Below are 21,616 nucleotides of genomic sequence, written 5' to 3'. Positions count from 1 at the left end.
CTATAGGATGTCTAACTCAATTGAAACGTGTTACAATCAACCTTTAAGCCTCTCGTCTTTCAGGTTAATGAGACGAGAAGATTTTTATACTATGGCTTACCTATTAAATGCGATATTGTTGCAATTTACCACTTATGTATAATAAATTATTAGATATTATTAATTATTAAAGGAGACAAACAATGGGCCATTCGATGCATAGAGACTATTACTTCGACAATGCACGCGCTATACTGATCTTTTTTGTCGTGTTTGGTCATCTATTACAACCTTATACATCATCAAGTCCTATCTTATCCGCGTTATATCTAACTATTTATAGTTTCCATATGCCAGGATTCTTATTTATCTCAGGTTACTTTGCTAAAAAGATTGGCGAACAAGGTTACCTTGAAAAGGTTTCAAAGAAATTACTAATTCCTTATTTTATCTTCTTCGCTTTCTTTTCTTTATATTATTATTTTACTGGGCAAACAGACGAAGTGACCTTTGATCCCTTCAATCCGGTCTTTGCCTTATGGTTTTTATTAACACTATTCTTATTTCATGTCATATTAGTTATTGTAAAGGATTATAAACCATATATCGTTCTACCAGTAGCTATAGTATTTTCACTATTTGCTGGTTTTTCATCTAATATAAACGAATACCTTAGCTTTTCACGCACAATCATTTTCTTTCCAGTGTTTTACATCGGTTATTTATTTACACAACGCCATACTACTATTCTACGTGACAAGCGTTGGTTACCTATTTCAATAGCAATTATTATTTCATTTTTCGTCATTTATTACATCCATCCTATTAACTCAGATTGGTTGCTCGGCAGTTCGCCTTATACGTCTTTAGAAGATGGAAAGCAAGGAGTCTATAGTCCACTTAAACGACTCATACTTTATTTCATCATTCTTATAATGATGTTCTCAGTGTTAAACCTCGTGCCTCAAGGTCGTCATTGGTACACTTATATCGGGCGCCGTACATTGCAAGTTTATCTACTGCACGGCCTTGTTATTGGTGTGGTGAGAGGATTTGAAATCTATCCATTTAAAGATTCAATCAATATTTTGACTTATCTTTACTTGATTGGGTTAAGCTGTCTGATTGTTTACATTTTAACTACTAATTTCGTAGTAAAATGGTCTAACCCGATCATTCATTTACAGAAACCTTCCAAATTTAAACCTTAAATTATATACCAACCGAGTTACATGCTTAGTATGTTAAGATAGAGTTCTAATAGTTTATCTTATACATATGAGATTGTAATTCGGTTTTTTTGAGGTGAAGATTATGAAGTTATCATTAAATAAACATTCAAAACATTTGAAAGCTCCTAGCATACGACAATTCTCTAATCGCATGAAAGGCATGGATGATTGTATCAACCTTACTATCGGACAACCTGACTTCCCTATGCCAGACGTAGTTAAGAAAGCATATATAGAAGCGATCGACAACGACCAAACGAGTTATTCTCACAATAAAGGATTAATTGAGGCCAGAGAGGCGATTCGTCAATACTTTAACTCACGTTATGGGTTCAATTATAGTACCGAAGAAATTATTATTACAAATGGCGCTAGCGAAGCTTTAGATACTACCTTGAGAAGTATCATCGATGAAGGAGATGAGGTTCTAATACCCGGCCCGGTATATGCTGGCTATATCCCTCTTATTAAGACGCTCGGTGGGCAACCCGTATACATAGATACCTCTCAAACTGACTTTAAAGTTTCTCCAGAAGCGCTTGAATCACATATTTCTAAACGCACTAAAGCGGTATTATTAAATTACCCTACTAACCCTACAGGCGTCACTTTAAGTCACGATGAGGTTGAGGCACTCGTTAAAGTTCTTCAAGGTAAAGAGATCTTCGTTATTAGCGATGAGATTTATGCCGAGAATACATTTGTTGGTAAGCATACATCGTTTGCAGAATTTAGTGAGATCAGAGACCAGCTCTTACTTATAAGTGGTTTGAGTAAATCTCATTCAGCTACAGGCATACGCCTTGGATTCTTATTAGGCCCTGAGTATTTAATCGACAAGCTTACATTTATGCATGCCTATAATTGTATTTGTACTAATGTCCCCGCACAAAAAGCATGTATAGCAGCTTTAAGGGACGGCTTAGAAGCGCCTCAAATAATGAATCAAGCTTATATAAAAAGAAAGAACTTTTTAGTTAATAAATTACAACAATTAGGTTTGGAATTAACTGCTCAACCTGAAGGTGCCTTTTATGTCTTCCCTAGTATTCAAAATTTTACAGAAGATGATTATGATTTTTGTGTGAAATTATTAGAAGAAGAACATCTTGCAATGGTTCCAGGTAGCGCATTTACCGACATTGGTAAGGGGCATGTGCGGATCTCTTATGCATATAATTTAGAAGATTTAAAAGAAGGTATGAAGCGATTAGAGCAATTTTTAAAGAGACATTATAAATAAGGTAGCTTTACCATGGGACATCGCTTTCTGGGATAGCTACTCGGTTTGTATATTCAAAAGATCAACATTGAAAGATGAAGGCCAGCGCTTTAATTGTCGCCTATCACATCAGCAACTAGGAAGAAACCTTATAAAGCCGCTTCCTGATATGCTGAGTGTTGGACGGACAAACAGAACTAAAAAGTGCTGGCTGAAATTTCGGGGCCACGCTTATAGCCTTAGAATGAATTGGGCTATACATCCCAAGCTCTTCAATACATCTATAAATCAATGCATAATTTTAAATATTAAATTCTGAAATTATTGATTTTTATACTTAGCAATGATGTTACGATCAGTGAATTTGCGTAAAAGATGATAATAACTCATTGTATCCTCTTCAGACATATCAAATTGTTGAAATACATCTTCCGAAATTTTACTAAATTCTTTCTTTAGTTCTATTCCCTTATCTGTTAATTCAATCTTGACCCGTCGCTCATCCTCAAGCGTACGTATACGATTGATTAACCCTTTCTTTTCAAGTCGCTTAATAATCGGACTGATAGTACCTGAATCTAAATAAAGCTCTTCACAAAGCGTCTTTATATAGATTGGACGGTCATTATCGATATATAGCAAGACAATGTAATTTGGGAAACTAATATCGTACCGCTTTAAATACTGATTAAATTGATTCACTATTTCTTTATTTGTTACGTAGAACAAAAAACAAAGCTCTTTTCTTAGTTCATCATCGTACTTTCTTGTCATAATCCACTCACCTCATCCTTTTTAATATATTCTAAAAATAAAAATATGTCAAATATTAATTTAAGAGTAATAAGATTTGTTTTATGATGTGTTAATGTTTTTATATAAGTTGTATAAATAACTTTTAGTGAAAAATCTAAATAACTTACTTTGATCGACATATAAAAGAAAAAGCGATTGAATGCTTAAATACACTCAATCGCTGTCTTAGTCTTTATCTTGATTCTGATATTAAGGGAATTTAGGGAACTGATCAAAATCAGGTTGACGTTTTTCTTTGAAGGCGTCTCTACCCTCTTTTGCTTCATCAGTCGTATAGTATAGTAATGTGGCATCTCCAGCCATCTGTTGTAAACCAGCTAAACCATCTGTGTCAGCATTCATTGCAGCTTTTAAGAAACGCAATGCTGTAGGTGAATGTTGCATAATTTCCTCACACCATTTAACCGTTTCATCCTCAATGTCAGCCAATGGGACTACTGTGTTTACTAAGCCCATGTCTAGGGCTTCTTGAGCGTTATATTGACGACATAAGTACCAAATTTCACGAGCCTTCTTATGTCCTACGATACGTGCTAAATATCCTGATCCGTACCCTGCATCAAATGAGCCTACTTTAGGTCCTGTTTGACCGAAGATTGCATTATCAGCAGCAATCGTTAAATCACAAACGACATTCAGCACATTTCCGCCACCTATAGCATAACCTCTAACCATAGCGATAACAGGTTTAGGTATAACACGTATAAGTCTTTGTAAGTCTAACACATTTAAACGCGGGATTTGATCGCCGCCTACATAACCACCGTGGCCTCTCTTCTTCTGATCTCCTCCAGAGCAGAATGCTTTATCTCCTTCACCTGTGAGAATAATTACAGATATATTTTCATTATCACGCGCACGGCTAAATGCATCAATCATTTCTTGAACTGTATCAGGTGTGAATGCGTTACGTACTTCAGGTCTATTAATAGTTATCTTAGCTATACCATTATAGAATTCATATTTAATCTCACTGTACTCTTTCAAAGTCTCCCACTGTCTAGACATGTTTGTCCTCCTTATTTAAAAAGCTTATTACTATTCTATCAAATTTCTCTCCATCTTCCACGTTAATAGTATGACCTACATTAGAAACAATCTCTTTATCTGTAGCAGGAATACCTTCTTCGAGTTGTTTAGCGATGCTACAGAACTTTTGATCCAATTCTCCTACTAATATTAATGTATCACATTCAATAGTATTGAGGTTAGACCACAAATTCGGCATGCGACCTGTACCATAGTCGCGCAACGCTTTAGCAAGCCGATTAGGATCCTGATCTAACCTCAATTGACGTATAGCACGTTGTTTATCTCTAGGCAGTGTCTTTTGAGTGTAAAATAATGGCAGTTTCTCCCAATCATTCACAAATACTTCTAATCCTGCTATATCGAGAACTTTAGCTCTTGATTGATCCACCAACAGACGTTCTTGTTGGTGATCATACTGTTTAATGCCGGCGGTCGTACTTTCAAGGATTAACCCCTTCAATGGCAACTTACCGCAAATAGCATAATTCAGCGCCACTCGTCCACCCATAGAATAACCGTGTAAATACAAATGATATTCTTGGTATTCAGTAAACAACTCGTCCAATGATTGGTTTATAAAGTTAAAATTCCACTCGTGGTCAACTTTAGAATCATCTTTGCCATGGCCTGGCAAATCGACTAACAGAACATTTGCTTCTTGCGTTAGTACGGGTAGATGTGATTCGAAAGTTCGCTGATCACTTATGAACCCATGTAGCATAACAAGTAATTTATTAGTTTGTCGTGTTGCTGGATAAAAGCTAGAATTTAACATTAGCAATATCACTCATTTTCTTATATAGAATTTGATGCTGAGTTAGATTATCCTCACGCTGCGTTATAATTTCATAAATGTGTGAACCGACATGAGATAATTGCAATTGTTTAAACGGTTCCAATCGCTCATAACGATGATAAGTGAAATGATATAGTGAAGCTGCATGTTCAAAGTTCAAACCAGTGGGTGTACCAAACAGTTCTTCAAAATAATTGCTGGCTGCCTCTTTTTGAGGTAAATAGGAGAAGATCCCCCCACCATCATTATTAAGAAGGACAATATTTAAATTGATATCATACAATTTAGACATCAACAGTCCATTCATATCATGATAAAAAGCTAGATCACCTATAAGCAACGTGGTCTTCTGATGGACTGCCATTCCTAATGCAGTCGAAACGACGCCATCAATTCCGTTAGCTCCTCTATTAGCAAATAGCTTTGCTTCGCAATTAATCGCTAAGTTATCAACATCTCTAATAGGCATACTATTGCTAATAAATAGCGCCTCATCACTATTTAATTTATCAAGCAGATGAGCTACGTAGCCTGATTCATCAACTGCTCTCCGTTTATAATCCTCAACTTCCACTCGCGCACGCTCTTCCAACAGTCGCCATTTTTTTAACCAATCAGTACGCTGACCCTTTCTTCTTTCATTAATCTGTCTAAAGAAGTCGTTAGCAGACATTTCATAAGATATATCAGGTGCGATGGGATAAGAATCAGGTTGATCATTATTTTGAACGAGAATCTGATATGCTGTCGTTTCTCCTAACCACTTGTTCGTTGCTTTAGACACTACTGGCTTACCTACTCTGATAATGTAATCAGGTTCGGCAGTTAAATTAGCTCTAAACAATAAATCATAAGTAGTCACGATATTAGGGTGTTGAGATTGTCTCAGTTGACTGAGAGGATCTGCCAAGATAGGTACATCGTGAATAGTCGAGTACTTTAATATCTGATCAACTTCTTGGTGTTGCATATCACCGACTACAATAAGCGCTTTAGGTTTATTTAAGATCGACTCGATAGGTTCAATTGATGCACTCTTTTGATAGTGTGGGATGGTGTAGTCCTCTGTTTGAAGTTGTGTTCTTAACTCTAAATTGGGTGTTAACGGTTCTCTAAATGGCAGGTTAAAGTGTATGGGTCCTCTGTGAGGCCCATACAGGTGTTGACTGGCTTTCTGAAGTTGAAAGTTAATTGTTTTAACCATAGCTTGAGAGTCATTACCATCAGCTACTGGAAAGTCGAATTGGTATTGCGTGTAATTATCAAACATCCGACCTTGATTAATCGCTTGTGGGGCGCCAATTCCGCGCAATTCATGAGGGCGATCGCTCGTCAGGACTACTAGCGGTAATCTGCTGATGTGAGCCTCTGCTATAGCAGGTGTATAATTAGCTGCAGCAGTCCCCGAAGTACAGAGTATACCTACAGGTCTTTCACTGCCTTTCATTAATCCTAAAGCAAAGAACGCTGCACTTCTTTCATCGGGATGCACCCAAACTTTAATTTCAGGATGGGCTGCAAACGCTATAGCTAACGGTGTTGAACGTGATCCTGGACTAATCACCACCTCACGGATACCATAAGCATACATGTCAGACGCTAACTTATACACTTGTTGCGTTAATGCCTCAATATGTTTATTCATAAGATTCTACTCCTAATGCTTTCATCATTGGTTTAAACTTCACTGCTGTTTCCTCTACTTCTGCGTCAGGATCTGAATTACAAACGATTCCACAGCCAGCGAACAATGTCGCCTGATTGTGTTTGATTAACATCGATCTGATCGCTACGATAAATTCACAATCGTCGTCTAAATCTATATATCCTACTGGAGCGCCATATAGTCCTCTAGTTCCAAATTCCTTCGTTTCAATATACTCTCTAGCTTCTTCTTTAGGAAACCCGCCTAAAGCAGGTGTTGGATGGAGACGATCTAATAACCTTATATAAGCATTTTCTTTTAATTCAGCTCTAATTTGAGTATATAGATGATAAAGATGATCATTAGTTAATATTTCAGGCTCACGGTTATAATCATAGTCTGTTACATGTTCACTTATATCGTCGATAATGCTGTTAACCACAAATTGATGTTCTTTCCGGTTCTTCTTATTAGAAAGGAACGCCTGAATATTTTTTCTATCCTCTTCACAGCGATGCGTGCGAGGTATCGTACCTGCTACTGCCTTAGTGAACAACACATTATTTTTAACTTCTATCAATTGCTCAGGTGTTTGTGAAAAGAATATACTGTCTTCAGATTCTAATACAAACAGATAGCTATTTTGTTCTCCACTCAGCGCACGCTGTAACAAATAAGGAACCATGATTTCTTCTTCGAATTGTACTAATCGACGTCTTGAAAGTACAATCTTATTTGTCTCATCTAATTGCTTTATCGTTTCAGCTACTAGGTCACGCCACTCATCTTTAAAAATATCTTCTATACGTCTGATGTTTTGAGGAGCTAATATGTGATTCTCAGGACGACGTAGTAGCTGTTGAATGACAGCTTTAAAATGGTTAATGTCAAATTCCTCACGTGGCACGGTATAAGTTATATATGTTACTCCTTGTTCCATTGTCGCTAATATTTCAGGCAGAATAAAGTGATTTATACCAAATTGACGCCACTCGTCTCCAGATTTATGCGCTGAAAATTGAAAGCCCCCGCAAATTTTTAAATGATGTTTTTCAGAGTGCGGATGGATACACTCGATTTTAGCCTTGTCTTTTTCCCATTCGTGAAAGATAGATTGCTTACTTTCAAAATCATTCTTATATCTCTTTAAAGCCTTCATACCGAAAAATGAAAGCGTGTTATCATTCTTTTTATAATAAAAGCGATTGCCTGCTTCATCATCCGTCAATTGAAAGAGTTCAACCGGGTCTAACTCACGGTCAATCTTCGCTTCTACTGATACAAAATCAAGGTTACTTTGATATACAGCTTGAATGATTTCATTATCCTTGACTTCCACAGTCATTAATGTCACTTCTTTCAACTCAATTTTTTTCCATTATAACATTGTACCATCTTTATAAAATTGTGTATTTATTATTGCTTAAAATCATTTACAATTATCGCCAATTTGACCTCTTTTAAAAGTTCTATTAAAATTAATTTGATTAATAAAAAATAAATATATGAATAAGAGGATTGATACGAATGGCATCTCAATATCAGCAGTATTCCACAGTGCGTAAATATTGGCAATTAATGAGACCCCATACGCTTACAGCATCAATAGTTCCCGTGTTAGTAGGCACCGCTACAGCTAAATTGTTTATAACGGGCAGTGAAGATCATTTAAAGCTGAGTTTGTTTTTAGCAATGCTTATCGCATGTCTACTGATTCAAGCTGCTACTAATATGTTTAACGAATATTACGATTTTAAAAAAGGATTAGATGACCACACTTCAGTAGGTATAGGTGGTGCAATAGTACGCAATGGTATGAGCCCTAAACTAGTCCTTAACTTAGCAATTGCTTTTTATGTCATAGCTGCTTTATTAGGAATATTCCTTGCAGTTCAAAGCTCATTCTGGATTCTTCCAATAGGTCTCGTCTGTATGGCAGTCGGCTATTTATACACTGGTGGTCCTTTCCCTATATCATGGACCCCATTTGGCGAATTATTTGCAGGCGTATTTATGGGTATGATTATTATCTTAATTTCATTCTTTATACAAACAGGTAACTTTCAACCCTATGCCTTTTGGATTAGTATCCCTATCGTCATAACTATTGGTCTCATTAATATGGCTAATAACATCCGCGATCGAGTTAAAGACAAAGAAAGTGGTCGAAAGACGCTACCTATACTATTAGGTAAGAATAATTCAGTCAGATTGATGGCTCTGCTTTACATTTTGGCATACTTATATGTAATTGGACTCATTATTTTCCATCCGGCGGGTTCTTTATTCTATTTAATCGTACTTTTATCTTTTAATATGCCAGTAAAAGCGATCCGTCGCTTTAAGAAAAATGATACACCTCAATCAATGATGCCAGCTATGGCTGCTACTGGTAAAACAAATACTATCTTTGGTATATTGTACGCTTTAGGTATTTATCTCAGTGCCTTAGCAGGGGTTATTTAATTAACTATTTTAAAAAACTATCCGTACTGCGTTTAATTCTTAGTCTTAACACTTACAAGATTTAACTTTTCAATCTTACAACGATGACTAGGATGACGCTAAGCGAACCACTAGGTACTATAAAGTTAGCTTGATAAAGGCAAGCAACTTATATTCGAGTAACAATCGAAATAGTTCTAACTGAGACTGGGACATAATGGTCTTTGACTAGAGAGAAAGAGGCTGGGAGATAAATCCACGCCTCTTCAACATCTCGGCAGTAGATGACTGATTTGAAAATGCGCTTGTATCAAGCTTTTTTCAATTCTAGTCATCCTTGCCGGGGCGAGACTACGAAATCTTTTTTGTTCAAATTAGATTTCTGTCCCGCTCCCTTAGCCAGCACTATTGGGCTTGTATGCCTAAGGATAATTTCTTAGACATGCGAGGCAGTGCTGGCTTTTATCTTTGTTATACTAAATGGTTTCTCTTCCAGGCTGATTATAATATAGAACAATATAACAAGACGCTAAGCCTTACATGTCCGTTCTCGCGTTACCAACAGTAACCTTTATACCAAACAGCATTCATCACCCACCTATGGAGGATAGGCGACTTCTACCTGAAGTAAGTTAAATATTAACTTTAGAAATGTTTGAGCACCTAGTTATTTCGATCAAGAATCCTTCCTATCGCTCTCATAAATCATATGATAATGATCGTGGTGGTATAGATCAATCTCTGAATCAATCAGAAAGCCTAATTTCTTATACAATCTTAATGCTTTATCATTCGACTTATCACAATTTAAACTTATTTTTTCATAAGGATGAGCTTGAATAATTGCCTGAATTAAATGGGTCGCTACTCCTCTACCTCTAAATTCAGGAAATGTTGCAATCGATTCAATATAATATTCATCGTCACGCGCTTCTTTAGTTGGCATAGGCAAACCATATGCCTTGATATCCTCATCCAAGTCTAGGTCTAACCAAGCATGCTCCAGTTGCATCTCATACTGTCCTGGATAAGCAATCAGAAAACCTGCAACCCGACCTTCTAGTTCACACACCCAAGTGTGGTCTATATGACTACGATATTTAACTTCACTCATACTTAATTGTATGATACGCAGCAAACGTTCTTTCTCAATTTCTCTCACCATAGGGGTATCTAGTCCCTGCCAAATTAAATAAATGAGTTTTGCAACTTCATCCCTATCTTTCTCTCTAGCTTTCCGTATCATGAGGCCCCACCTTCTCTAATAATATTCATTATTATTATATAACTATAACTTTTGAGTGTATAATATCTAGTTCATGAATATTTTATTAACTTTATTCACAATAAATGTATAGAGTAAGCACAATAGAGTACACAAGATTAACATTACAATTATTTGTTTACAAAGTAACACTTTAAATGAACATCTTAAATATTTGTAATTAACTCTCTACCCTAATATTCTATACTACAAATAATGAGCAACTCTATGAGTGATAATTGACATTTGAGTACTAGCAAAACCACAGGCTTGTAACAAGTTCCCTGGGTCACTCTGACAAGGTTGAATATCCTGATGACCAAACATGTGCTTCCAGTGATCAATATCCCATGATTTGCATGCAGCAGCCATAATTCTACAAGCATTATCTAACGATTTGCTCGACTTATACCTACTACTAAAGTAACATGCATCTAAACCCAATGATCTATCATTAGCATCGATGCCGTACCAAATCGTATCAGTTACGGTATTATTTAACACATGCCTTGCTTTCTCATCTAAGGGTATGCAAACGATCGCTTCTTGATCGTTTACAACTATATGTTCTGCCGTTGTAATTTCACATGGTGTGTTATATGTACGGGTATAGTAATCGACCCTATTTTGAGCCGTACTATTAAGTTTGCCAGTATAATGAAATACTGCAAAGATAAGTCTTCTAGTCTCTAAAGCTTGTCCATTATATATTGATCTAGCTACTATTCAGATAAGATTAAAATAAAACGGTTGTAAAGAGTGCTCTAAAATTTTGAAAAGAATGTATTAACATAGTGTAATTGTTCTTTAATTTTTTTAAGCCAACCTCTTGAAAAATTATGTGCAATTGCTATAATAATATTTGTGCTTGATAAGAAATTAATAGTAACTTAATAATATTCCACAGTAGCTCAGTGGTAGAGCTATCGGCTGTTAACCGATCGGTCGTAGGTTCGAATCCTACCTGTGGAGCCATTGGAAACGTACTCAAGTTGGCTGAAGAGGCGCCCCTGCTAAGGGTGTAGGTCGCGAGAGCGGCGCGAGGGTTCGAATCCCTCCGTTTCCGTAAGTTAAACCCTTCAACAATAAGTGTTGAAGGGTTTTTGTTTTTCACGTGTCAAAAATGTGTCATCACTTAAATCCTTACCTAATTCAGGCGGGGTGTTTCCCTATAAACATGAGGCTTGGACATAATGGTCTTTGACTAGAGAGAAAGAGACTGGGACATAATGTAATGTCTCGGCCTCTTTCAGCATCTTGGCAGTAGATGACTGATTTGAAAATGCGCTTGTATCAAGCTTTTTTCAATTCTAGTCATCTTTGCCGGGGCGGGACTACGAAATCTTTTTATTCAAATTAGATTTCTGTCCCGCTCCCAAAATTACAGAGTACTAAAACAAATTGAACATGAAACAGACAAGGCGACTTGTATACTTTATACCTAAAATTACAGAGTACTAAAACGACCGGATACGGGAAGTAGACGAAAAACACGTATACCTTATACCTAAAATTACAGAGTACTAAAACATTGTGTTGATTTTCATCGAGCATTTTATCGTATACTTTATACCTAAAATTACAGAGTACTAAAACCTACAGAACGTAAATGAGATGACTCTTTGAGTATCTTGGCAGTAGATGACTGATTTGAAAACGCGCTTATATCAAGCTTTTTCAATTCTAGTCATCCTTGCCGGGGCGGGACTACGAAATCTTTTTATTCAAATTAGATTTCTGTCCCGCTCCCATAATTACAGAGTACTAAAACTTAGGCATTAACTTTTTTATCAACACTATAAATAAAGCGATTACAAACCATGCTATTAAACCTTGAAACTTTTCTTTAGTAGTTGTTTTTCGTACTTGAACCTTAATTTTCATAAATTTGAAATGAGGAATATGGTCTAATTATATTAATGAGGGGCGAAAACCCTCCATTTAAATTTAATTCTCAAACGCAACTTCGATGCGAACTATTATTGAGTCAATTATAGCCTAGTCGAGAATTTTTCGCATTTCCGTATTTCAATTCTTTATCCTCACGTCCTCCACCTCCTTATTTTATTATAAGATAAAATGTTTCTGTTGCCTGCCTATTTTCTCAATTTTTTAAAATTTCAAACAAAAATAGAGGCTGGGACATAAAGGTCTTTGACTAGAGAGAAAGAGGCTGAGACATAATATAATGTCTCAGACTCTTTCAGCATCTTGGCAGTAGATGACTGATTTGAAAATACGCTTGTATCAAGCTTTTTTCAATTCTAGCCATCCTTGCCGGGGCGGGACTACGAAATCTTTTTAGTCAAATTAGATTTCTGTCCCGCTCCCTCTTTCAATATCTTGGCAGTAGATGACTGATTTGAAAATGCGCTTGTATCAAGCTTTTTTCAATTCTAGTCATCCTTGCCGAGGCGGGCCTACGAAATCTTTTTGTTCAAATTAGATTTCTGTCCCGCTCCCAAGATGATGTAGTGGCTCTTATAGTCATTCTATTTCACCTATTAAATTAACATCTCATTACTCTATGGTTTTTGTTGAAATTGAGCATATTTTACTAAAGCCTCAAATATATTCATCTGTTCTTTAGAGTAATCGATTGGAGCTTCTGGATCATATGTGGTCACACGAGCAGCCCTATCCATTTTATAGTAGTAAAAGACTGCATTGTGATACTGATGTCTTAAGCTATGTTCGGAAATATTGACAGTAATAGATTGGTTGTCTACGAATATGATTTTGCATCGCTTGTCTCTTAGAGCTTTAATCGATTGAATAAAATGAATATTAACCCAAGCATTTTCAAGTTTACGATCAGAATGTGTAGGGAAGAAATAAGTTGGAAATAGTGGAGTTAATAAAATGGGGGGCTTGCTGACAATTTCTGTCATTCGAGTCGCGTCATTTTTCTTATAGGCATACGTGCTGCCATAGAATTTACATGACCGCTCTATAATTTTTTGCGTTCTTTCCTGCGCTATCAACTCAGGTGATTTAAACTTTAATATCTTTGTGTAATCAAGCAGACCTCGTTTAGTAGGATAAGGCTGAATGGCCATATCATCTTTTCTAATAACATAACTTTCATTCATGATGAAACGCCTCCATAGCAGTTAGTCGTATTAATAACCTCCTTCATTATTCATGTAACTCTACTCAAATAATATAGCAGTTGTAGCAATTTTTCAATATATATTATGCTGAATTTTCTTTATTTTCTATAATTTAAATTCTGTTTTTTATTTTCTGTTATTTTTTAAAAATTGGCTAGACAATGGAATAGAGAGTATTAAAAAATCTGAAAATTCATTGATTTCAAAATATGTATCTTGTATAATATCTCTATAGATAGATAAAGGAGTTGTATAGTTATGAACTATAATACAAATGTCCAATACAAATCTTTGGAAGATTTTGTAACTTCAATTAATGATTTAGGGATCGATCTCCTCATTGAACACGCTTTAAAAAGTGTTCGCAAAGAAAAGCTTGAGAAACTTATTGATCAAGCACTTCAAGACAAAGATGAAGAAGCATTCAATCACTACACTTCCGAATACATTAAATTGGAGGATTCTTCTGTTGATATGTTCTAATCGTTTTAATATAAATAATTTAAGGACTAGTTGTAAACTATCGAGAGTAGCTAACAACTAGTCCTTTTATTTATGACATTAGGCGTATCAATTCGTCTCGATTTATTGCACCGAAATAATGATAGATATCGTAATTTGATAACGCTTCTTTAATACTATTAAAGTCATGCAATGTGCCTATTAAAGCTTCTTCTATATCTGAAACATCCCCCTCTCCAAAGAAATCACCAAATATCTTAGAATGTTCAATACGACCACGCTTGACATCTAACTTAATTTGCACAAATCCCTTTTCAAATTTGGCTTCTCTTTCAAAATTATATTTGGGGTTATGTCCGTAGTTCCATTCCCACGTTCTATATTTCTCATTACTTAACTGTTCGATATTTGTCCAGTCTTCATCGCTTAATGAATATTCCTCCACATGATCAGCTTCCCCAAATATGGTTTCTAAGATGATTTGTTTGAATCCTTCAATACTTAAAGATTCAGTTAAGAACTCAGAAATATTAGCGATTCGACTACGTACAGATTTCACACCTTTTGATTTAATTTTAGCAGGATTAACTTTTAATGCATTCTGTACCTCACCTAATTCACTATTTAGCATTAAAGTCCCGTGACTAAACATCCGATTGCGCACTTTAACCATGGCATTCCCAGATATCTTAGCCTGACCTACCTGGATATCATTGCGACCAGTCATTTCAGCTTCGACGTTTAACGACCTTAAAGCTTCTACTATGGGCTCAGTAAACTTTTTGAAATTGTGAAAGCTATGACCATCATCATCTGTTATAAAGCTGAAATTTAAGTTGCCTGTATCATGATAGACTGCGCCCCCACCAGAGATACGACGCACTACATCAATATTATGTGCTTCCACATATTCTTGATTTACTTCCTCTATCGTATTCTGATTTTTACCAACGATAATCGATGGCCTGTTCACGTAAAACAAAAAGTAACTATCGTCATTGGGCATATGCTTCAACACATATTCTTCCATCGCTAAATTAAGCGTGGGATCGGTAATGTTATTATTGCTTATAAATTTCATTCTCCTCATACCTCCGCCGATAATGATCTATTAACTGAGGTTGAGACATAAAGAGTTCGTACTCTGGGAAACCGATGGACGGCGTCCCAACAGAAAGGTTGTCGACAGCAACGCTCACGATTCGGGAGCGGGACAAAAATCTAATTTGATTAAAAAGATTTCATAGGGCCGCCCCCTGCTCAAATCCTCAACGCTTTTGTCCCGACCTCAGGACAGGTTTAGTTAACTCTACTTTATTTATGCCTTATTTCTAGTTTGATTGCCAATCATTTACTCATTAAAAGATGAATACTTAGTGCTATTCTCTTATTTCTTATTTTAAAAATGTTCATTTCAAAGTAAACTTGCGGTTTAATAGTTATTTGTTTATTTGTCTCGATATTTTTAGTACAATACTATCTAGTTAGCATTCTAGGAGGTCGTATTATGACTGTTGCAGAAGTAGGAAATATTGTTGAATTTTACAATGGTTTAAGAGGTCGTGTTGAAAAGCTTAATGACAATTCAGTTATTGTTGATCTCACTATTATGGAGAACTTTAATGACCTTGATTTACCAGAGAAAACAGTTATTAATCACAAGCGATATAAAATAGTTGAACAAGAAGGATAGTAAGATGAAAAAAGTTTCAAAAGCATTGTTATGGTTTATCGCTAGCTTTATCGTTTTTCACGTTATTTTATTAATTATGTGGGGAGAAAAAAACGAATACTGGTATTTATATACTGGAATTATGCTTATTGCGGGAATTAGTTATGTCTTTTATCAACGTGATATTGAATCGAAACGTTTATTAACTTCAATTGGCTATGGTATCATTACAGCTATTTTACTTATTTTGTGCCAACTCATTTTTGCAGCTATTAACTCAGATGTTAAATATGCTGAATTAATTAAGATGCTCTCCAAGACAGGCGTCTACTTTAAATGGCAAATGCTAGTAACTTTACTCGTCGTCATCCCTTGCCATGAACTATACATGAGAACAGTATTGCAGAAGTATCTCATCCATTTACACATACCTCAATGGATAAGCGTTACCGTGACTGCTTTGGCTTCTGCTTCACTATTCTTCTATCTTGATAATACACCGTTACTTATTTTTATATTCATAGCACAACTGATTCTCTCTATCAGTTATTTATTTACTCGACGTATTGCAACTACTATCGTTGCTCAAATTATGGCTATAGTTGTGTTACTCATTTTTCATGGTTAGCTGTTTAGTTAAACAGTCTAATATTAAAGCTAGAGATTACAACCAAATACAGTGAATCGCAGTAGACGTTTCATTAACTCCCGACTACTGAACATAAAGGGAGCGGGACAGAAATCTAATTTGAACAAAAAGATTTCGTAGTCCCGCTCCCTTTATGTATTCGTAAAGTTTTAAAATTAATACTCACAGCACTCTGTTCGTACTAAGAATATTCTTATAACAAAAAGAAACTTAGTTTAAATTGTAATAATACTGACTAACGAATTAATTAAGCCATTTTAACTTTAAAATACGCATCTACATTAATTCTATAATTCTTGTTACTTAAGTTACGTTTAATCAGCTCAGCCATAGTAACCTCAGAAGTGTGGTGAATAATAGCAGAAGATAAAATATGTCGGTAATTTCTATAACAATAATCTGTCATACCTACACGATACATATGATTTAAGTTAATATTATCTAGTTTGACACGTTCATAGGGCGGCTTAGTCATATCGACGGTATATTCTATACCCTGCCAAAATGTACAAAGTGTCTCGTCGATAATAGTTAAACTCAGTGTCTCATTATGAAACTCAAGATGCGCATAACTATACTCCAATATTCCCTTAATCTCTTCACCTTTCAAAGTGATATCTATAGGAACATCTGGATGAGGATAAGCCTCAAATAAGTCCGCATTTGTCACTCTACCCTTGAAACCGCGTTCGCCATTTCTAGGCAGATGTACACATGAAATATCGAAATCGCACTCTTTTTTTAAAGCATCATGCAGTAATTGAGTAAATGGATGCGGTCTTGTCACCACATCTTCTAATCCATTAACAATTAAATCTGGCGCATCTTCAGATACCACTTCCTCCATCCAATGCTCTACCGCTTTACGATCATAATACGTGGTATTAAGTAATGCATTGTCTTCAGGATAAATGTTTAAGTCAACTATCTTTGAATTAACATGGTCCACTTCATAAGACGTCGTGTGCTTCTTAAAATTTACATTTACGTGTACCAGTTGTTCCGCGTTCTGACCTGCCTGAACATATAACGTCTCATTCTCACTGCCTATATAAGTTTGGTGTTGGTGCCCAGTGATGAGTAAATCGATAACTCCTAGATTCTTGATTATCTTTTCAGCTTCATTAACTTCTTGTTTATGCGCTTTAGTAGATTGATCTAATTGATTTAAGCCACCATGATAAATGACGATCAGAAAGTCTGGAGATTCACTTTCATGAATATAGCGTATCCATCTCTTCGCTGTTAACATCGTTTTAGCCATTGTTACATCAGTTTCCATTTCAAAATGCTCTCGTTTCATTAATCCGTCAGATGTTAATCCGACAATAGCAATTTTAACTCCTGCAATCTTTTTGATGGTGTATGGTGTAGAGAAATAAGGCTCTTTAGTACGCTGATATTCTATATTAGCAGATAACCACGGAAATTTAGAGAGCGCTATAGAACGTGAAAAAAATGATAAACCAAATTTAAACTCGTTAGGACTAATACCGCTAGCATCGTAGTGCATAGCATTCATTAACTTTATCATTGGATGACGTTTATAAGGTGCAACCACCGCGTAATAATAAGCCGCTAATGAGCCAGCTAAACTTCCCCCGCTGTCTAACAATATGACATTCTCATTTTCAGCTCTAACCTGGTTCACATAAGTGCCGGCCCGATAAATATTCGAGCCATCTGGCCCATTAAGAAAATAACTGTGCATATCTGAGGTAGCTATTACATCTATAGAAATATTTTCACTTTTCATTATTTCGCTCGCTCCTAACCTATCTTTAGTAGTTTATCATGAGGAAGCTAAAGATTTAATCTATCTTATCATACTGTGGTCCACGAGTATAATCAAAAAAGATTAGGGAGGAGACAGAAACCTGATGATTTCATTAGCTCACCCCCTAACAGTCGTTACACATTTATAATAAATTTTATTATCTGCAGTATTTTACTACTTCAAACTTCAAATAATTTATCTCAATCTTAACCAATTTGAATACGTTCTTTTGGATGATGATATTTGTCAGGTTCACGGCGCCCACCTATCATGATAATAAAAGTGATGAGCCCTACGCGACCAATAAACATGAGAATCATAATCACAACTTTAGATACATCACTCAATTGATCGGTCACACTGAGTGATAATCCACAGGTACCGAAAGCGGACATAGCTTCGAAAAAGACTTGTAAAAATGTCAGCTTTCCATTTTCCGCAACTAACATGATAATGATACCAACAAAGGTTAATACATTAGCCATCGTAAATACAGCGAAAGAGCGTTGGATATCTAGACCATGTATCTCGCGGTTAAAGACCTTGATGGGTGTCTTCTCACTATTATTATTAAAGTTAAGTAAGAAAAGTAATAATATAGCAAAAGTAGTAGTCCGTATACCTCCACCTACTGAACTTGGTGACGAGCCAATAAACATCAATAGTCCCATAATTAAATTAGTAGCTTGGCTAAACTCGCTCACATCAATCGTTTGCAATCCTGCGCTACGAGTTGTAGATGATTGAAATAACGCATAGAATAATTCTTTATGCCACGACATGCCGTGAAAGACGTGCGTGTGTTCAAGCAGCAATATAATAAGCACGCCGAAGATAAACAATGCAAAGTAAGTAACTGTAGTGATTTTCGCAAAAAGTGAAAACCTAAAATTAGGTATTCTATTTTTAATGTAAGCTTTAGTTTCTAATAATACTGGAAAGCCGATAGAACCGAGCACAACGAGAAACATAACTATTGTTTGAACGAAATAGTCATTGGCATATGGAATTAAGGATTTACCGGTAATATCTAGCCCTCCATTAGTAGTAGCTGAAACTGATACGAAGACGCCTTGCATCAAAGCATAATTTAAATGATGGCTATCACGATAGAAATAGAAAGCGAGTAGCATAGCGCCCACGAATTCAATGATTAAAATCGTCCTTACAATTTCTAGAATCAACTTGACCGTTCCACTCATGCTATCTTTATTATTATCAAGCATGATAAGTTGGCGTTCACGTATACCTATATGCTTTCCTAATACCACCCATAGCATCGTACCTATAGCCATAACGCCGATACCACCGATGTTAAGGATGATAATGATGATGATCTGTCCGAAAGTCGTATATGTCTGTGAGATATCTACTGGGGACAAACCAGTCACACTAACGCCTGAAACTGCAACAAATAATGAATCGATCGGATTAACATCTACACCAGATTTATGAACGAATGGCAGATTCAATAATAAAAATGCTACCACTATGGCAAAAAGGTAGTACATCACTATACCTTGTTGCGGACTAGATTTTTTTAGTAATTGGTTAAAAATAGACAACCGCTACTCACCTCAAGATTACTTCAATTTAATATCTATATCTTTAATCTTACCATTTCTATAAACTTTAGCTGGTAGAGTTTCCTTATCGTCTTTATGACTGAATAGTATTTGTCTATAACGTAGTTTATCTTCGATATCTTTATCGTCCAATTTGACGATGACATCGTTCTTCCGTAAGCCAGACTTATCTCCTAAGGATCCTGGTTTAATATCACCGACTACAATTCCTTTTTTAACATCACTAGGTAACTGAAGTGCTGAGCGTTCGCCATCACTCAAGTCTGCTAGATTCGCAATTCTAATACCAGTATTAGGATATTTAACTTCTCCTTTTTGCTCTAGCTCTTTCGCTATAGTCTGCGCATCATTTACTGGCAATGCGAATGCAATTCCTTCAACTTTATCCATATCAATTTTAAGAGAAGCCACTCCGATAAGTTTTCCTTCTCTATTTACTACCGCACCGCCAGAGTTGCCTGGATTGACTGGTGCGTCTATCTGTATAGCGTTAATTAGCTCGTCGTATTCGCCATCTTTATCTATATCAACTGGAACGTGTCGATTCAACCCAGAAATGATTCCTTCTGTAACGCTTCCTTTGAAATCTACACCTAATGGGTTTCCTACGACAATGATAGGCTCGCCTAATGTGAGATTACTAGAGTCTCCTATCTCAATCGGCTTAACACTACTGTTTTTCTTAATATTTGCTTTTACTATTGCTATGTCAGACCACTTGTCGGAACCGATAACTGTGCCAGTGGTAGTTTCATTGTTATCATATGTAATTTTCTGCTTCTTCTTATCGCCTACAACATGTGCATTCGTCATCACATAAATAGCGCCGTCTACTTTTTTGTAGACGACACCTGAACCTAATTCGTTATCTTTCCCTGACTCCTCGGTCTCTTTATCAATTGAAGAACGGTCGTTTTTGGTATCGTTTTCTACTGTTACTACTGAATGAATTGTCTTATTCGCACTTTTCATCGTGTCAGTGTAATGCTTATCATCATTATTGTTGTTACTATTGAATAAGTGGTTAGAACCTTTGCCATTGTTATTAACATTATTGAAAATGGCGACTATAAGTATAATCAATAAGATAATACCTAAAGCAATAAGTAACTTGCTCCAATGATGTGTCATAAATGAGCGAAATCTTTCAAAATAGTCATTGCTTTGGTGTGCTTGCTTGTTGTGATGTGCAGCGCTGTCTTTATATTCATCATGATAATCCGCAGGGTGTTTATCATCATCAGAAACATATTTATCTACTCGTGATTGTTGCGCTTTTTCAGAGTAAAAGTTACTTGAATCATCACTGTCGTCTGTAGTACTATTACGTTTTTCACTATTATGATTTGAGCTTTGAGCATCTTCTTTATCAGTTGAAGCACCCGTTAGCTTAGGGTTAGGAATGATACTTTCTTTATCTTCTTTAACTGAATTCTCATCTTCTGTAGCACTTTCTTTATGTTTATTATTTAACGAATAAGGATCGCGTTTCTCGTGTTGCTTCGAAGATGATTTGAGTTGAATATCTTCACCAGAATCTTGTCCTTTAATAGGTTCTTCTTTATCTTGAGGAGTCTCTTTATATTCATTAGTTGTCTCTACTTTATCTTGATGACTAGAGGTGCCCTCTTCCTTATCCGGTTGTTTTACTTCATATTGAGAACTTGTACGCGCTTGTTGATGTTGTATCTCTTCTTGAGTTAACTTTTCAATACGTGCTTTTCTCATGTTGTCCTTAACGCGAGCTTCATTATTTTTAGCAAGCTGAGCTTCTCTTTCTCGTTCTCGTTCTTTTTCAGCTTTCTCTCGCTCTACACGTGCTTCTCTATCTTCATTGTGAAAGAATTCTCTTCTTTTTCGTTTATATTGGTGTCGTGGTATGACGTGTTTCTTGCCTCTATCCACTTCTTGCCCTCCTATCACTGC

Annotated in this window: 19 protein-coding genes and 2 tRNA genes; 8 read left to right on the top strand and 13 right to left on the bottom strand. The window is 36.0% G+C overall.

Annotated elements, in window-relative coordinates:
* Positions 1-182 precede the first annotated feature (182 nt).
* Together N9R04_RS04995 and N9R04_RS04990 are read left to right on the top strand one after the other, a co-directional pair.
* Complete coding sequence (locus N9R04_RS04995) at positions 183-1,190, top strand: acyltransferase family protein (protein ID WP_262855454.1); 1,008 nt, start codon at positions 183-185, stop codon at positions 1,188-1,190.
* A 103-nt stretch (positions 1,191-1,293) separates the two neighbouring features.
* A complete protein-coding gene (locus N9R04_RS04990; RefSeq protein ID WP_262855453.1) occupies positions 1,294-2,454 on the top strand; it encodes an aminotransferase class I/II-fold pyridoxal phosphate-dependent enzyme in 1,161 nt (386 codons plus the stop codon).
* A 300-nt stretch (positions 2,455-2,754) separates the two neighbouring features.
* Here the strand turns inward: N9R04_RS04990 and N9R04_RS04985 are convergent, their stop codons facing one another.
* The 5 genes from N9R04_RS04985 to N9R04_RS04965 all read right to left on the bottom strand — a co-directional run bounded on the left by N9R04_RS04985 (position 2,755) and on the right by N9R04_RS04965 (position 8,067).
* Positions 2,755-3,207 carry a MarR family winged helix-turn-helix transcriptional regulator gene (locus N9R04_RS04985; protein WP_262855451.1) on the bottom strand — a complete coding sequence of 151 codons (453 nt, stop codon included), beginning with the start codon at positions 3,205-3,207 and terminating at the stop codon, positions 2,755-2,757.
* 231 nt (positions 3,208-3,438) lie between these two features.
* Positions 3,439-4,257 carry a 1,4-dihydroxy-2-naphthoyl-CoA synthase gene (gene menB / locus N9R04_RS04980; RefSeq protein WP_262855450.1) on the bottom strand — a complete coding sequence of 273 codons (819 nt, stop codon included), beginning with the start codon at positions 4,255-4,257 and terminating at the stop codon, positions 3,439-3,441.
* A complete protein-coding gene (gene menH / locus N9R04_RS04975; RefSeq protein ID WP_262855449.1) occupies positions 4,250-5,056 on the bottom strand; it encodes a 2-succinyl-6-hydroxy-2,4-cyclohexadiene-1-carboxylate synthase in 807 nt (268 codons plus the stop codon). Before menH ends, menB begins: the two co-directional genes overlap by 8 nt.
* Complete coding sequence (menD, locus tag N9R04_RS04970; protein ID WP_262855448.1) at positions 5,043-6,722, bottom strand: 2-succinyl-5-enolpyruvyl-6-hydroxy-3-cyclohexene-1-carboxylic-acid synthase; 1,680 nt, start codon at positions 6,720-6,722, stop codon at positions 5,043-5,045. The genes menH and menD overlap by 14 nt, the downstream gene beginning before the upstream one ends.
* Complete coding sequence (locus N9R04_RS04965) at positions 6,715-8,067, bottom strand: isochorismate synthase (RefSeq protein ID WP_262855447.1); 1,353 nt, start codon at positions 8,065-8,067, stop codon at positions 6,715-6,717. The genes menD and N9R04_RS04965 overlap by 8 nt, the downstream gene beginning before the upstream one ends.
* 182 nt (positions 8,068-8,249) lie before the next feature.
* Here N9R04_RS04965 and N9R04_RS04960 point away from each other — a divergent pair, with 182 nt between their 5' ends.
* Positions 8,250-9,188 (top strand): 1,4-dihydroxy-2-naphthoate polyprenyltransferase, encoded by a 939-nt coding sequence (locus N9R04_RS04960; protein ID WP_262855446.1) that lies wholly within the window; start codon positions 8,250-8,252, stop codon positions 9,186-9,188.
* 655 nt (positions 9,189-9,843) lie between these two features.
* Here N9R04_RS04960 and N9R04_RS04955 read toward each other — a convergent pair.
* Both N9R04_RS04955 and N9R04_RS04950 read right to left on the bottom strand, forming a co-directional pair.
* Positions 9,844-10,413: a GNAT family N-acetyltransferase gene (locus N9R04_RS04955; RefSeq protein ID WP_262855445.1), complete on the bottom strand. Its 570-nt coding sequence runs from the start codon at positions 10,411-10,413 to the stop codon at positions 9,844-9,846.
* 225 nt (positions 10,414-10,638) lie between these two features.
* Positions 10,639-11,106, bottom strand: a complete 468-nt coding sequence (locus tag N9R04_RS04950) for an N-acetylmuramoyl-L-alanine amidase (protein WP_262855475.1) — start codon at positions 11,104-11,106, stop codon at positions 10,639-10,641.
* 225 nt (positions 11,107-11,331) lie between these two features.
* Here N9R04_RS04950 and N9R04_RS04945 point away from each other — a divergent pair.
* Together N9R04_RS04945 and N9R04_RS04940 are read left to right on the top strand one after the other, a co-directional pair.
* Positions 11,332-11,406 (top strand) — tRNA-Asn (locus N9R04_RS04945).
* Positions 11,407-11,408: 2 nt separating this feature from the next.
* Positions 11,409-11,497 (top strand) — tRNA-Ser (locus tag N9R04_RS04940).
* A gap of 1,459 nt (positions 11,498-12,956) precedes the next feature.
* On the opposite strand, the gene N9R04_RS04935 is transcribed toward N9R04_RS04940, so the two are convergent.
* The gene (locus tag N9R04_RS04935) at positions 12,957-13,523 is read right to left on the bottom strand and encodes a competence protein ComK (protein ID WP_262855443.1); all 567 of its coding nucleotides are present in this window, start codon (positions 13,521-13,523) and stop codon (positions 12,957-12,959) included.
* Positions 13,524-13,802: 279 nt separating this feature from the next.
* On the opposite strand from N9R04_RS04935, the gene N9R04_RS04930 reads away from it, so the two are divergent.
* Positions 13,803-14,027, top strand: a complete 225-nt coding sequence (locus N9R04_RS04930; RefSeq protein ID WP_262855442.1) for an IDEAL domain-containing protein — start codon at positions 13,803-13,805, stop codon at positions 14,025-14,027.
* A 70-nt stretch (positions 14,028-14,097) separates the two neighbouring features.
* Here the strand turns inward: N9R04_RS04930 and lplA are convergent, their stop codons facing one another.
* A complete protein-coding gene (lplA, locus tag N9R04_RS04925; RefSeq protein ID WP_262855441.1) occupies positions 14,098-15,087 on the bottom strand; it encodes a lipoate--protein ligase in 990 nt (329 codons plus the stop codon).
* On the bottom strand, positions 15,068-15,205 hold the full coding sequence (locus N9R04_RS04920) for a hypothetical protein (protein ID WP_262855440.1): 138 nt from the start codon (positions 15,203-15,205) through the stop codon (positions 15,068-15,070). Before N9R04_RS04920 ends, lplA begins: the two co-directional genes overlap by 20 nt.
* 308 nt (positions 15,206-15,513) lie before the next feature.
* Between N9R04_RS04920 and N9R04_RS04915 the strand changes: the two genes are divergently transcribed.
* On the top strand, positions 15,514-15,699 hold the full coding sequence (locus N9R04_RS04915; protein WP_262855438.1) for a YkvS family protein: 186 nt from the start codon (positions 15,514-15,516) through the stop codon (positions 15,697-15,699).
* A 4-nt stretch (positions 15,700-15,703) separates the two neighbouring features.
* Positions 15,704-16,306: a CPBP family glutamic-type intramembrane protease gene (locus tag N9R04_RS04910; protein WP_262855437.1), complete on the top strand. Its 603-nt coding sequence runs from the start codon at positions 15,704-15,706 to the stop codon at positions 16,304-16,306.
* Positions 16,307-16,574: 268 nt separating this feature from the next.
* On the opposite strand, the gene N9R04_RS04905 is transcribed toward N9R04_RS04910, so the two are convergent.
* From N9R04_RS04905 to N9R04_RS04895, 3 genes are all read right to left on the bottom strand, one after another.
* The gene (locus tag N9R04_RS04905) at positions 16,575-18,086 is read right to left on the bottom strand and encodes a bifunctional metallophosphatase/5'-nucleotidase (RefSeq protein WP_262855474.1); all 1,512 of its coding nucleotides are present in this window, start codon (positions 18,084-18,086) and stop codon (positions 16,575-16,577) included.
* A gap of 224 nt (positions 18,087-18,310) precedes the next feature.
* Positions 18,311-19,669 (bottom strand): TrkH family potassium uptake protein, encoded by a 1,359-nt coding sequence (locus N9R04_RS04900; RefSeq protein WP_262855436.1) that lies wholly within the window; start codon positions 19,667-19,669, stop codon positions 18,311-18,313.
* A gap of 18 nt (positions 19,670-19,687) precedes the next feature.
* The gene (locus N9R04_RS04895; protein ID WP_444544742.1) at positions 19,688-21,610 is read right to left on the bottom strand and encodes a S1C family serine protease; all 1,923 of its coding nucleotides are present in this window, start codon (positions 21,608-21,610) and stop codon (positions 19,688-19,690) included.
* Positions 21,611-21,616: the final 6 nt, after the last annotated feature.

This window comes from Staphylococcus marylandisciuri, from assembly GCF_025519785.1.
GTDB lineage: Bacteria > Bacillota > Bacilli > Staphylococcales > Staphylococcaceae > Staphylococcus > Staphylococcus marylandisciuri.
This window is presented reverse-complemented; position numbering and strand designations above follow the sequence as displayed.